Origin of the sequence: Streptomyces sp. CC0208 (genome assembly GCF_003443735.1) — a bacterium.
GTDB lineage: Bacteria > Actinomycetota > Actinomycetes > Streptomycetales > Streptomycetaceae > Streptomyces > Streptomyces sviceus.
In genome coordinates this window covers 664286-676958 of sequence record NZ_CP031969.1, presented here as the reverse complement: position 1 = coordinate 676958, position 12673 = coordinate 664286, and the positions used below count along the sequence as shown (strand labels likewise).

8 protein-coding genes are annotated in these 12673 nt (G+C 71.0%); 4 read left to right on the top strand and 4 right to left on the bottom strand.

Annotated features, from left to right (window positions below; translation table 11 throughout):
• Positions 1-137: 137 nt before the first annotated feature.
• Complete coding sequence (locus D1369_RS03105) at positions 138-2519, bottom strand: SpoIIE family protein phosphatase (RefSeq protein WP_037902326.1); 2382 nt, start codon at positions 2517-2519, stop codon at positions 138-140.
• 266 nt (positions 2520-2785) lie between these two features.
• On the opposite strand from D1369_RS03105, the gene D1369_RS03100 reads away from it, so the two are divergent.
• Both D1369_RS03100 and D1369_RS03095 read left to right on the top strand, forming a co-directional pair.
• The gene (locus tag D1369_RS03100) at positions 2786-5884 is read left to right on the top strand and encodes a glycoside hydrolase family 2 TIM barrel-domain containing protein (RefSeq protein WP_118082238.1); all 3099 of its coding nucleotides are present in this window, start codon (positions 2786-2788) and stop codon (positions 5882-5884) included.
• Between the two features lie 147 nt (positions 5885-6031).
• On the top strand, positions 6032-8275 hold the full coding sequence (locus D1369_RS03095; RefSeq protein WP_007386601.1) for a glycoside hydrolase family 9 protein: 2244 nt from the start codon (positions 6032-6034) through the stop codon (positions 8273-8275).
• On the opposite strand, the gene D1369_RS03090 is transcribed toward D1369_RS03095, so the two are convergent.
• The 3 genes from D1369_RS03090 to D1369_RS03080 form a co-directional block, all read right to left on the bottom strand.
• Positions 8220-9749 carry a cytochrome bc complex cytochrome b subunit gene (locus D1369_RS03090; protein WP_007386602.1) on the bottom strand — a complete coding sequence of 510 codons (1530 nt, stop codon included), beginning with the start codon at positions 9747-9749 and terminating at the stop codon, positions 8220-8222. The two genes, D1369_RS03095 and D1369_RS03090, sit on opposite strands and share 56 nt — an antisense overlap.
• Complete coding sequence (gene sigJ / locus D1369_RS03085) at positions 9746-10678, bottom strand: RNA polymerase sigma factor SigJ (RefSeq protein ID WP_007386603.1); 933 nt, start codon at positions 10676-10678, stop codon at positions 9746-9748. The genes D1369_RS03090 and sigJ overlap by 4 nt, the downstream gene beginning before the upstream one ends.
• A gap of 111 nt (positions 10679-10789) precedes the next feature.
• A complete protein-coding gene (locus tag D1369_RS03080) occupies positions 10790-11512 on the bottom strand; it encodes a 2OG-Fe(II) oxygenase (protein WP_007386604.1) in 723 nt (240 codons plus the stop codon).
• A 149-nt stretch (positions 11513-11661) separates the two neighbouring features.
• On the opposite strand from D1369_RS03080, the gene D1369_RS03075 reads away from it, so the two are divergent.
• Positions 11662-11907, top strand: coding sequence for a hypothetical protein (locus D1369_RS03075; RefSeq protein WP_007386605.1), 246 nt, complete (start codon positions 11662-11664; stop codon positions 11905-11907).
• A gap of 3 nt (positions 11908-11910) precedes the next feature.
• On the top strand, positions 11911-12288 hold the full coding sequence (locus D1369_RS03070; protein WP_007386606.1) for a hypothetical protein: 378 nt from the start codon (positions 11911-11913) through the stop codon (positions 12286-12288).
• Positions 12289-12673: the final 385 nt, after the last annotated feature.

Genomic DNA, 12673 nt, shown 5'->3' with positions numbered 1-12673 from the left:
CGCATGCCCTGTCACAAAGCTCCGATGCGGGACGGCCCGGAAAAGTTCGCTCACTTCCGGACGTGCACGGCCGCCGGGAGCCGGCCGGTCACCGAAGCGCCCCCTCCGGCGTCGGGCCCGGCGCCCCGCGCGAGGCTCTACTCCAGGTCGAGGAGCCCGATCTCCGCCCAGATCGTCTTGCCGTCGGCCGTGTGCCGGCTGCCCCAGCGCTGGGTGAGCTGGGCGACCAGGAGCAGTCCCCGGCCGCCCTCGTCCCACGTCTTGGCGCGCCGCAGATGCGGTGCGGTGTGGTTGGTGTCGGAGACCTCGCAGATCAGCGTGGTCGCGTCATGGATGAGCCGCAGCCGGATGGGGCGGGCGCCGTACCGGATCGCGTTCGTCACCAGCTCGCTCGTCACCAGTTCGGCCGTGAACGACGCCTCGCTCAGTTCCCAGCGGCCCAGCTGCTCCACGACCTGCTTGCGGACGGGCGCCACCAGCGACGGGTCGGCGGGGATGTCCCAGGTCGCCACCTGGGAGGCGGGCAGCCCCAGGGTGCGGGCCAGCAGCAGGGCCACGTCGTCCGTGGAACCGCCCGCCGGGAGCAGCGCGTGCAGGATGCGGTCGCAGCTCTCCTCCAGGGAGTCGGCGGGTGCGGCCAAGGCCTCGCACAGCAGCGCGTGACTCGCGTCCGCGTCCCGCTCCCGGGACTCGATCAGCCCGTCCGTGAACAGGGACAGCACGGTTCCCTCGGGCAGCGCCAGCTCAGCCGACTCGAACGGCAGCCCGCCCAGGCCCAGCGGCGGCCCCGCCGGAAGGTCCACCTGCCGTGCCACCCCGCCCGGCGTCAGCATCACGGGCGCCGGATGCCCGGCCCGGGCCAGCGTGCAGCGCCGCGACACCGGGTCGTACACCGCGTACAGGCAGGTGGCCCCGACCTCACCGGGACTGCCCTCGCCGCCGGCCTCCGCGGACAGCCGTACGACGAGGTCGTCGAGGTGGGTGAGCAGTTCGTCCGGGGCCAGGTCGATGTCGGCGAGCGTGCGGACGGCGGTGCGCAGCCGGCCCATCGTCGCCGAGGCCTGGATGCCGTGCCCGACCACGTCCCCGACGACCATCGCGACCCGCATGCCCGACAGCGGGATCACGTCGAACCAGTCGCCGCCCACCCCGGCGCGCGCGGCCGGGAGATAGCGGGAGGCCGCCTCCACGGCGGCCGTGCGCGGCAGGGAGCGGGGCAGCAGACTGCGCTGGAGAGCGAGGGCGGTCTCGCGCTCGCGGGAGAAGCGGCGGGCGTTGTCGATGCAGATCCCGGCGCGCGCGGTGATCTCCTCGGCCAGCAGCACGTCGTCAAGGGTGAAGGGGTCGGGCCGGCGGTAGCGGGTGAGGACCGCGACCCCGAGGGTCTGGCCACGGGCCTGGATCGGCACGGACATCGTGGAGTGGACGCCGTACTCCTTGACCCGCTCGCCGCGTGTCCTGTTCCAGTTGAGCCACTGGTCCAGGCGCCCGGAGGCGACCGTGGCGGTGATGGTGCGGCCCGCCATCAGCGAGTCCGCCTGCGGTGAGGTGGCCGGATACACCTCCGAGTGCCCCGGCTTCACCACCGCCAGCGGATTGCCGGGGTCCACCGACTGGTGGGCGGCGCGGCGCAGCTCGACCGGCGCGGTGAGCGTCGCCGGTGGCTCGCCGTTCTCCTGCGGGTCCAGCAGGTCGACGCTGACGAAGTCGGCGAGTGCCGGAATGCAGACGTCCGCCAGCTCCTGGGCGGTGCGGGTGACGTCGAGGGTGGTGCCGATGCGCACACTCGCCTCGTTGACCAGCTGGAGCCGCTCCCGGGCGAGGAAGTTGTCGGTGAAGTCGTGCGCGGCCAGGCACACGCCCCGCACCCGGCCCGCCGGGTCGGTGATGGGCGCCATCCGGGCCAGCCAGGCGTGCGCGCTGTCCTCGCCGCCCGTCCGCATGTACGTCTGCACGTCCTTGGCCCGGCCGGTGGTGAGCACGTCGAGCAGGTGCTCCTCCAGCTCCTCGCTCTGCCGCTTGCCGCCGATCTCGGAGAGTCTGAGCCCCTGGACGCGCTCCTCGGGCAGCCCGATGACGTCGGCCATGGCGTCATTGACCCGGCGCAGCCGCAGCTGTTCGTCGTAGACGGCGACGGCACAGGGCGACTGGGTCAGTACGGCCGTACCCAGCGGGTCGTCGGGGGAGCGGGGGCCGCCGGGGTCCAGCGGGGTGACCACGAGCCAGTGCCCGGGGCCGCCGTCGGAGGAGTGCTGGTGGTGGGCAAGCAGCCATACCGACACGGCGGTGCCGTCGCGGTGACACAGGGTGAGGGTGCCGTCCCAGCGGCCGCCCACGGGCCCGGCGGGCGTCTCCTCGCCCCCGCTGACCAGGAGGTTGACCGCCGGCCTGCCCACGACCTCGGCGGGCGACCAGCCCAGCAGCCGCTGCGCGCCGGCGTTCCACGCGACCAGCGTGCCGTCCTCACCGACGACGGCCCGAGCCGTCGCCGCGTCGTCGAACGGGTACACGAGGGTCATCGCCGCCACTCCATTGCGCGCACTCTCAGTGAACAAACACGTCACTTGGGTTCCAGCCTAGTGGGTCGTGCTCACCCGCGGACGGTGAACCCCTGTGTACGCCCCACCCCTGACCGGGCCGCCGTCAAGAGGGAAATCCGGCCGAGGTGACGCCTGGGACGCGGGCGGCTCACCGCACCCTTGACGGCCGCAAGTGGCTCACCGTCAGATTGTGTTTGTTCACGATCAGTTGTGAGTACTTCTGGGCCTGATGAGAGAGAGCCGCCATGACGGTCACGCGCAGAACCGTTCTGTTCGCTTCCACGGCCGCACCGGCCGCGGGTGTACTTTCGGCCACTCCCGCGGCCCGGGCGGCCGAGTCCGCCGGACACGGGTCCGGCCGCCGCACGGTCGCGCTGCGCGACGGCTGGCGCTTCGCGCTGGTCGATCCCGGCGGGATCACCGACCCGACGGGGCAGTACGCGGACGCCGCCGCCCCCGGCCACGACGACTCGGGGTGGCGTGAGGTCGCCGTCCCGCACGACTGGAGCATCGAGCTCGCTCCGACCCCGCAGAACGGCACCACCAGCGGCACCGGCTTCTTCCCCGGCGGCCTGGGCTGGTACCGCCTCGCCTTCACCCTGCCGGCCGCCCTGGCGGGCAAGCGGATCTCGGTGGAGTTCGACGGCGTGTACATGGACGCGTACGTCTACTGCAACGGCGCCGAGGCCGGCCGCCATCCCTACGGCTACACCGGCTTCGCCCTCGACCTGACCGACCTGCTCCACACCGACGGCACCACCGAGAACGTGATCGCGGTCAAGGTGCGGAACCGGCTCCCCAGCAGTCGCTGGTACTCGGGCAGCGGCATCTACCGCGAGGCCCGCCTGGTCGTCACCGACCCGGTGCACGTGGAACGCTGGGGCACCCGCGTCACGACTCCGGAGCTCACCGGGAAGCGGGGCCTGGTCCGGGTAGCGACGTCCGTGGTGAACGCGTCCGGCACCGGTACCGACGTCGAGGTGGTCACCCGGATCGTCGATCCCCGAGGCCGCACGGTCGCCCGTACCTCCTCCACGGTCGCCGTCAGCGACAGGGCCACCGAGACCCACGAACTCACGGTCCCCGAACCGAAGGTGTGGGACCTCGAAACACCGCAGCACCGCTACACCGTGCAGACCGACCTGCGCGTCGGCGGCACCACGACGGACACCTACCGCACCCCCTTCGGCTTCCGCACCTTCCGTTTCGACCCGGACGAGGGCTTCCACCTCAACGGCACCCACCACAAGATCAAGGGCGTCGACCTCCACCACGACCTGGGTGCCCTCGGCGCGGCCGTCAGCGTCGACGCGATCCGCAGACAGATGACCCTCATGAAGTCGATGGGCGTCAACGCCTTCCGCACCTCCCACAACCCGCCCTCCCCGGAGATGATCCAGGTCTGCGAGGAGCTGGGCATCGTGATGCTGGTGGAGGCCTTCGACTGCTGGAGGACCCCCAAGACCCGTTACGACTACGGCCGGTTCTTCGACGAGTGGTGCGAACGGGACGCGACCGAGATGGTCCTCGCGGCCCGCAACTCGCCCGCGGTGCTGCTGTGGTCGATCGGCAACGAGATCCCCGACTCCACCTCCACCGCCGGGCTCGCCATGGCCGACCGGATCATCGCCGCGATCAAGGCGGCCGACGACACCCGCCCGCTGATCATCGGCTCCGACAAGTACCGCCGCCTGCCCGCCAAGGGCTCGGCGGCCGATCTGATGCTGGCCAAGCTGGACGGTCTCGGTCTGAACTACAACACGGCCAAGTCGGTGGACCAACTGCACACCGCCTACCCGCACCTGTTCCTCTTCGAGTCCGAGTCGTCCTCCGAGACCTCGACGCGGGGCGCCTACCAGGAGCCCGAGCACCTCAACACCGGCGAGAACCACACCCCCGGCAGGCGGGAGACCTCGTCCTACGACAACAACCTCGCCTCCTGGACCATGAGCGGCGAGTACGGCCACAAGAAGGACCGGGACCGCAAGTGGTTCGCCGGGCAGTTCCTGTGGTCCGGGATCGACTACATCGGGGAGCCGACGCCGTACGACGTCTTCCCGGTGAAGGCGTCCTTCTTCGGCGCGGTCGACACCGCCGGTTTCCCGAAGGACATGTACCACCTCTTCCGCAGCCAGTGGGTCGACGAGCCGATGGTCCATCTCGTTCCGATGACCTGGAACCACGGCAAGGGCGACACGGTCGAGGTGTGGGCGTACGCCAACGTCCCCGAGGTCGAGCTGTTCCTCAACGGCAGGTCCCTCGGCACCCGGACCTTCGACACCAAGAAGACCACCGACGGCCGGGCGTACCTGGAGACCACGGAAGCCACCGGCGACGACAAGACCTTCACCGACGGCCCCTACCCCGGCAGCTACACCAGCCCGAACGGCAGCGCGGGCAAGCTCCATCTGACGTGGCGGGTGCCGTACGCGCCGGGCGAGTTGAAGGCGGTGGCGAGGAGGAACGGCAGGACGGTGGCCACCGACGTGCTGCGCACGGCCGGCCGGCCCCACGCCGTACGCCTCACCGCCGACCGCACATCGCTCGCGGCGGACGGCCGTTCACTGGTCTTCGTCACCGCGGACGTCGTCGACGCCCGTGGAGTGGTGGTGCCCGATGCCGAGCACCTGATCTCCTTCGCGGTCAGCGGCGGCTCGCTCGCCGGGCTCGACAACGGCCGCGAGGAGAGCGCCGAGCGCTATCAGGCCAGTACCCGCACCGCCTTCCACGGCAAGGCCCTCGCGATCGTGCGGGCCGGAACCGAGCCGGGCGTCCTGAAGGTGACGGCGCGCGCGGACGGGCTGCGGGCGGGTACCGCGAAGGTGCGTACCACCCCGTCCCGCTCGGCCGCCTTCACCGAGCCGGCCGTCTTCGCCCCCGATCATCCGGCCCCGGCGAACCACCCCACGGCGGACGCCAGTTACTCCGGCCGCCCGGACACCCTCCCGGCCGCGATGCTCGACGGCGACCCCGCCACCGGCTGGTCCAACGCCTTCAGCAAGGCCGCCACCGCCCTGCTGCCCGCCTTCAGCGGCGCGCGGGCCGAGGACTGGGTCGCGGTGGACTACGGACGGACCAGGACCTTCGACCGGGCGGAGATCTCCTTCACTCTGAGCGCGACCCACAGCCTGCCCGCCTCCGTCGAGGCCGCGGTATGGGACGGGACGCGGTACGTGCCGGTCGAGGGCGCCTCCGTCACCTGGGCCACCGCTTCCGGCGAGCCCACGGTGATCACCTTCGACGCCCTCCGCGGTTCACGGCTCCGGCTCACGCTGACCAGCGCGTATCCGGGGGAGACCCGGGGCGCGGTGCGCATCGGCAGGCTGGACGTGCCGGGAAGCTGATCCCGCCATGGGCGGTCCGGACGGGAAATCAGTCCCGTCCGGACCGTTGACGAGGTGTCATGCCTGCAACAAGCATGGCCTCCGACCGACGATTGGGAGCGCTCCCATGCAGAGTGCCGCCCGTACCTCCCCCCGAGGAGCCCGGACGTGAACAGACGCAGAACCGCCCTGCTGACCCTGACTGCCTTGCTGGGAGCGGCACTTGTGACCTCGCCCGCCTCCCCGGCCGCGGCCGACGAGGTCGAGCAGCTCAAGAACGGCACCTTCGACACCGCCATCGAGCCCTGGTGGACGACCACCAACGTCACCGCGGGCCTGTCCGACGGACAGTTGTGCGCGGACGTGCCGGGCGGCACCGCCAACCGCTGGGACGCCGCCGTCGGCCAGAACGACGTCACCCTGGTGAAGGGTCAGTCGTACAAGTTCTCCTTCACCGCGAAGGGTTCGCCCGAGGGGCACGTCGTGCGGGCGATCGTGGGGCTGCAAGTGGCGCCCTACGACACCTACTTCGAGGTGAGCCCGCAGCTGAGCGTCTCCGGGAACTCCTACTCGTACACGTTCACCTCGCCCGTCGACACCGCCCAGGGCCAGGTCGGCTTCCAGCTCGGCGGCAGCGCCGACCCGTTCCGCTTCTGCATGGACGACGCCTCCCTGCTGGGCGGGGTCCCGCCCGAGGTGTACGAGCCCGACACCGGACCGCGGGTGCGGGTCAACCAGGTCGCCTATCTGCCCGCCGGGCCGAAGAACGCCACCTTGGTCACCGACGCCACGACGAAGCTGCCCTGGCAGCTGAAGAGCGCCTCCGGCACCGTCGTCGCCCACGGCTGGACCCTGCCGCGCGGCATCGACGCCTCCTCCGGGCAGAACGTCCACTCCATCGACTTCGGCGCCTACAAGAAGCGCGGTGCCGGCCTCACCCTGGTCGCGGACGGCCAGACCAGCCGCCCCTTCGACATCGGCAAGGGCGCCTACGAACAGCTCCGGCTCGACGCGGCGAAGTACTACTACACCCAGCGCAGCGGCATCGCGATCCGCGACGACCTGCGCCCGGGCTACGGCCGGGCCGCCGGGCACGTGAACGTGGCCCCCAACCAGGGCGACAAGAACGTGCCCTGCCAGCCCGGCGTGTGCGACTACACCCTCGACGTCTCCGGCGGCTGGTACGACGCCGGCGACCACGGCAAGTACGTCGTCAACGGCGGCATCTCCACCTGGGAGGTGCTGAGCACGTACGAACGCGAACTGCTGGCCCGCACCGGGCAGCCCGCGAAGCTCGGCGACGGCACCCTCGCCATCCCCGAGAGCGGCAACAAGGTGCCCGACATCCTCGACGAGGCCCGCTGGGAGCTGGACTTCCTGCTGAAGATGCAGGTGCCGGACGGGCAGCCGCTGGCCGGGATGGCCCATCACAAGATCCACGACGAGCAGTGGACCGGCCTGCCGCTCCTGCCGAGCGACGACCCGCAGAAGCGCGAACTGCACCCGCCGTCCACCGCGGCGACCCTGAACCTGGCCGCGACCGCCGCACAGGCCGCCCGCCTGTACAAGCCGTACGACAAGGCGTTCGCGGCCAAGGCCCTGGCGGCCGCCCGCAAGGCATGGAGCGCGGCGCTCGCCCACCCCGACCTGTACGCCTCGGAGAGCGACGGCACCGGCGGCGGCACCTACGCCGACAACAACGTCACCGACGAGTTCTACTGGGCGGCGGCCGAGCTGTACCTCACCACAGGGGAGAAGGCCTTCCAGGACAGCGTGCTCGCCTCACCCGTGCACACCGCCGACATCTTCACCCCCGTCGGCTACGACTGGGCCCGCACGGCCGCGGCGGCCCGCCTTGACCTGGCGACCGTGCCGAGCAAGCTGCCCGGCCGCGACAAGGTCCGCCAGTCGGTCGTCAAGGGCGCCGACCGCTACCTGGCCACCCTGAAGGCCCACCCGTACGGGATGCCGTACGCCCCGGAGGGCAACCTCTACGACTGGGGCTCCAACCACCAGATCCTGCACAACGGGATCGTCATCGCCACCGCATACGACATCACCGGCGCCTCGAAGTACCGGGACGGCGCTCTCCAGGGCATCGACTACATCTTCGGCCGCAACGCGCTGAACATCTCGTACGTGACCGGCTACGGCGAAGTCAACTCACACAACCAGCACGCCCGTTGGTACGCCCACCAGCTCGACCCGAACATGCCCAACCCGCCGAAGGGGACCCTGGCCGGCGGAGCGAACTCGGGCATCCAGGACCCCTACGCACAGAGCAAACTCCAGGGCTGTGTCGGCCAGTTCTGCTACATCGACGACATCCAGTCCTGGTCGACCAACGAGCACACCATCAACTGGAACTCCGCTCTGACCCGGATGGCGTCCTTCGTGGCGGATCAAGGCTGACCCGAGCATGCTCCACCAGCTCACCGGGCCGCTCGTGCGCGGTGAGCGTGTGGAGCCGGGCCTGATCGAGCGGCTGGTGCACCTCGACGTACTCACCGTGCGGCAGCCGCTTGATCACGCCGGTCTCCCGGCCGTGCAACACCAGTTCCCGGTCCCGGAGTTGGAGTCCCAGACAGATCCGCCGGGTGACGACGAAGACCACCGCCGGGACGACGAACATCCCGATCCGGACCGCCCAGGTGACGGTGTTGATCGACAGGTGCAGCCGGGTCGCCACGATGTCGTTGCCGCCGCCCGCCAGCAGAATCAGGTACAGGCTGATCCAGGACGCGCCGATCGCGGTACGGACCGGACGGTTGCGCGGGCGGTCCAGCAGATGGTGTTCCCGCCGGTCCTTGGTGAACCGGGCCTCCAGGAACGGGTAGACGCCGATGAACACCAGCAGGAGCGGGAAGATCACGACCGGGATCAGCACCCCCAGGATCAGCGTGTGTCCCCACAGGGTCACCTCCCAGCCCGGCATCACCCGCACCAGGCCCTCCGCGAATCCCAGGTACCAGTCCGGCTGGGCGCCCGTGGAGACCTGATCGGCGCGGTAAGGGCCGTACGACCAGACCGGGTTGATGCTCGCCACCGCCGCGATGAGCGTGAGTGCCCCGAAGACCAGGAAGAAGAAGCCGCCCGCCTTCGCCAGGTACACCGGGAAGAACGGCGTCCCGACCACGTTGCGTTCGGTCTTTCCGGGGCCCGCGAACTGGGTGTGCTTGTGGTACACGACCAGGATCAGGTGCGCCACCACCAGGGCGGCCATGATGCCGGGGATCACCAGGATGTGCAGCGAGTAGAAGCGGGCCACGATGTCGTGGCCGGGGAACTCGCCGCCGAACAGGAACAGCGCGAGATACGTCCCGACGATCGGCACCGACAAGGTGGCGCCGTACACGAACCTGAGGCCCGTGCCCGACAGCAGGTCGTCCGGCAGCGAGTAGCCGAAGAGGCCCTCGAACAGGCCCAGGAACAGCAGCAGCCAGCCGAACAGCCAGTTGACCTCGCGCGGCTTGCGGAACGAGCCCGTGAAGAAGTGCCGCATCATGTGCGTGAGCATCGCGGCGACGAAGACCAGCGCCGACCAGTGGTGCAGCTGTCGGATCAGCAGCCCGCCGCGCACGTCGAAGCTGATGTCCAGCGTCGAGGCGTAGGCCTCCGACATGCGCACGCCGTTCAGCGGGGTGTAACTGCCGTGGTACGTCACCTCGTTCATCGAAGGGTGGAAGAACAGCGTCAGCCACACCCCGGTCAGGATCAGCACGACGAAGCTGTACAGACAGATCTCGCCGAGCAGGAAGGACCAGTGGTCCGGGAAGACCTTGCGCAGGTACTTCGCGCCCAGCGTGCGGGTGCCGAGCCGTCCGTCGAGCCAGCCGGACAGCCGCTCGCCCTTCCCCGGCTCAGCCGGGCGTTCCGTGGCGGTCACGCCTCCTCCTTCTGCACATGGGTGAGCTTGTCGGGATTGCTCACGACGAAGAGGGCCGAGACCCGGTCGCCCTCCGGGGTGAGGTCCAGGACGATCACCGCGTACGGCGCGTCGTCCTGGAACAGCACGGCCGCGTCGTCGCCGTTGACCCGGCGGTAGCGCAGCTCCAGACCGGGCGCCTGTGCCCCGGCCCCGCCCCGCCCCGCGCCCCGCTTCGCGTAACCGGTGAGCAGCCGTACGGCCTTGTCGCGGCCGTGCACCGGGCGCAGCGCCGAGGGCTTGCGGTTGCCGCCGCCGTCCGTCCACACCGTCACGTCGGGCGCCAGGATCTCCATCAGCTCCGCGATGTTCCCGCCGAGGGCGGCCCGCACAAAACGTTCCGTCGCCTCCCGGCGGACCCGGGGGTGCGCCTCGTACAGCGGCCGGCGGGCATGCACATGGGCCCGCGCGCGGCGCGCCACCTGCCGTACGGCGGCCGGAGTGCGGTCCAGGATCCCGGCGATCTCGGTGTGGGCGTACCCGAACACCTCGTGCAGCACGAACACCGCGCGTTCCAGCGGGGACAGTGACTCCAGGACCACCAGCATCGCCAGCGACACGGACTCGGTCCGCAGCGCGGGATCGTCGGCCCCGTCCTCGTCGGCGACCAGGGGTTCGGGCAGCCAGGGGCCGACATAGGTCTCCCTGCGGCGGCTGACCACGGCCCGCCGCTGGAGCGCGTGGTTGACGGCGATCCGGACCAGATAGGCACGGGGGTTGTCGATCCCGCCCGCCCCCCGGCGCGACCACGACAGCCAGGTGTCCTGGAGCACGTCCTCGGTGTCGGCGACGCTGCCCAGCATGTTGTAGACGACGCCGAACAGCAGCTCCCGGTGTTCGACGAAGACACCGGTCGCCGCCTCGGCGTCGGGTACGGGGATCTCGGACATCTCGTGTGGCCTCCCAGTAGCGCGCTCACTACTGCGAGGCCTTGAGGCCCCGGAATGTGACATCCCCCGGCCGGAATGTGACCCACGCCTCACCGGGGCGGGGGCGGGTGGCTAGGCCGCGTCGTGGAACACGAGCCCGAGCGCGTGCCGCCGGCCGGAGCGCACGACACTCACCCCGTGCCGCATCGCGCCGGCCGACCAGCCGCGTCGCGTACGCACCGGACGTTCACGGGTCGTGAAGACCACACCACGGCCACGGGGGAGCACGGTCGCCGTGCCCCGGGACTGGGCGCGGGGCCGCTGCTCGACCATCAGGAACTCGCCGCCGGTGTAGTCGGCGCCGTACTCGTCCAGCCCCACCACCACCTGGAGCGGGAAGACGAGGTCGCCGAAGACGTCCCGGTGCAGCGCGTTCCAGTCGCCCTCGCGGTAACGCAGCAGGATCTGCGCCGAGCGGTCCTGCCCGGCCGCGTGACACTGCTCCAGCCACTCCTCCAGGGAGTCCGGCCAGGGGGCGGGGCGGCCGAGACGGGCCGCCCAGTCGCGGGCGACGGGCAGCAGGCCGGGGTAGAGCGCGGCGCGCAGGGCGGCGACCGGGGCGGGCAGCTCATGGGTGAAGTAGCGGTACTCGCCCGATCCGAAGCGGTGGCGTGCCATGTCCACGGTGGTGCGGAACAGCTCCGGCTTCTCGTACAGCGCCGTCAGGTCCCGGCACTCGGCGGGCGTCAGCAGCGGTGCCGTGGGCGCGCTGCCGTGGACGTCCAACTCGGCGCCGAGGGCGGCCCAGTCGGTCGCGGCGACCCGGGCGGCGGCCAGGTCGGGGGTGACTGTCATGTCGTTTCCTCCTCCCTTCGAGTGTGGGACGCGGCCCCCCGCCCGTCCGGCGGGAAACGGACACCGCACTCGGACGCTCCGGTACCGCGCAAGGGCCATCGTGACCTGCGGGTATTTACGGGTAAGTACCCGCGCGGTACCGTGAAGGCATGCCAGCTCTCAACGTGGAGTTCAGCGATCGCGAGCTAGAGGACCTGCGGCAGATCGCCAAGGAGCGCGGTACGTCGATGAAGGCCCTGGTGCGGGAGGCCGCCGCGGCCGACATCGCCCGGCACCGGGCCCTGCAGGAAGGCGCGGAAGCGTTCCGGCGGTTCTTCTCCGCCCACGCCGACGAGTTCGCCGCCGCCTTCCCCGAGGACGAACCGGCCGCCAAGGGTGCGGGGCGGGTCGGCTGACCGATGGCTTCCGTGGTTCACATCGACGTGCCCTGGCTGCTCCAGCGGCATGAAGAGGTCCTGCCCGACCAGCCCACGATCAACGACTTCTCGGCCCTCGTCGCCGCCGTCGCCCGGCACCGCGTCGACCCGCCCCGCCTCGGTGTCGACTCCGACCCGGCCTGGCGTGCCGCCGCCCTCCTGCACACCCTGGCCCTGCTCAAGCCCTTACCTTCGGCCAACGCCCGCTTCGCCTGCGCCACCGCCGTGGCCTACATGTTCGTCAGTGGCGTCGGCATCGACCCGCCGTACGGTGCCCTCGTCGACCTCGCCCGCGACCTGATCTCCGGGAAGACCGACGTGTACGGCGCGGCCGACCGGCTGCGCTCCTGGCAGATCTGAGCCGCCCGGCCGCCCGCCCGCCCCCGGGCCGCACAGGCAGCGAGCCGCGGTCGGGATCGGGATGCCCCGGCCGGACGCCGACCACCTCGCCCCCGGGGCCGCCGACCGAGGGCGGGAGGAACGGGGTCGGCGGCCGGGGTTTCGCGCGGGAGAGCCGCCGTCCCGCGCGGGGCCTCCGAGAAGGGCCGCCTCCAGTGGACTACCGGTCACCCCGCGGGGGGAGCGTGCGCGGCGCTCCGGCGCGTGCGCGGGTTTCACACGGGGCGCATGAAATGTCGAAAGCCGGTGCGAAGGCACGCAGTTGCGACGCCGTCTGACTATCTATCAATTGACGCGGATGTTGCCCAGGCGCCTTGTTGGCCGTGAGTGACTTGTGCAAGGGTGA

What these genes read in the sequence shown, in the direction of transcription:
- D1369_RS03105 (WP_037902326.1), bottom strand. Translation starts at nt 2,519, where the DNA reads ATGACCCTCGTGTACCCGTTCGACGACGCGGCGACGGCTCGGGCCGTC.
- D1369_RS03100 (WP_118082238.1), top strand. Translation starts at nt 2,786, where the DNA reads ATGACGGTCACGCGCAGAACCGTTCTGTTCGCTTCCACGGCCGCACCG.
- sigJ (WP_007386603.1), bottom strand. Translation starts at nt 10,678, where the DNA reads ATGTCCGAGATCCCCGTACCCGACGCCGAGGCGGCGACCGGTGTCTTC.
- D1369_RS03080 (WP_007386604.1), bottom strand. Translation starts at nt 11,512, where the DNA reads ATGACAGTCACCCCCGACCTGGCCGCCGCCCGGGTCGCCGCGACCGAC.
- D1369_RS03075 (WP_007386605.1), top strand. Translation starts at nt 11,662, where the DNA reads ATGCCAGCTCTCAACGTGGAGTTCAGCGATCGCGAGCTAGAGGACCTG.
- D1369_RS03070 (WP_007386606.1), top strand. Translation starts at nt 11,911, where the DNA reads ATGGCTTCCGTGGTTCACATCGACGTGCCCTGGCTGCTCCAGCGGCAT.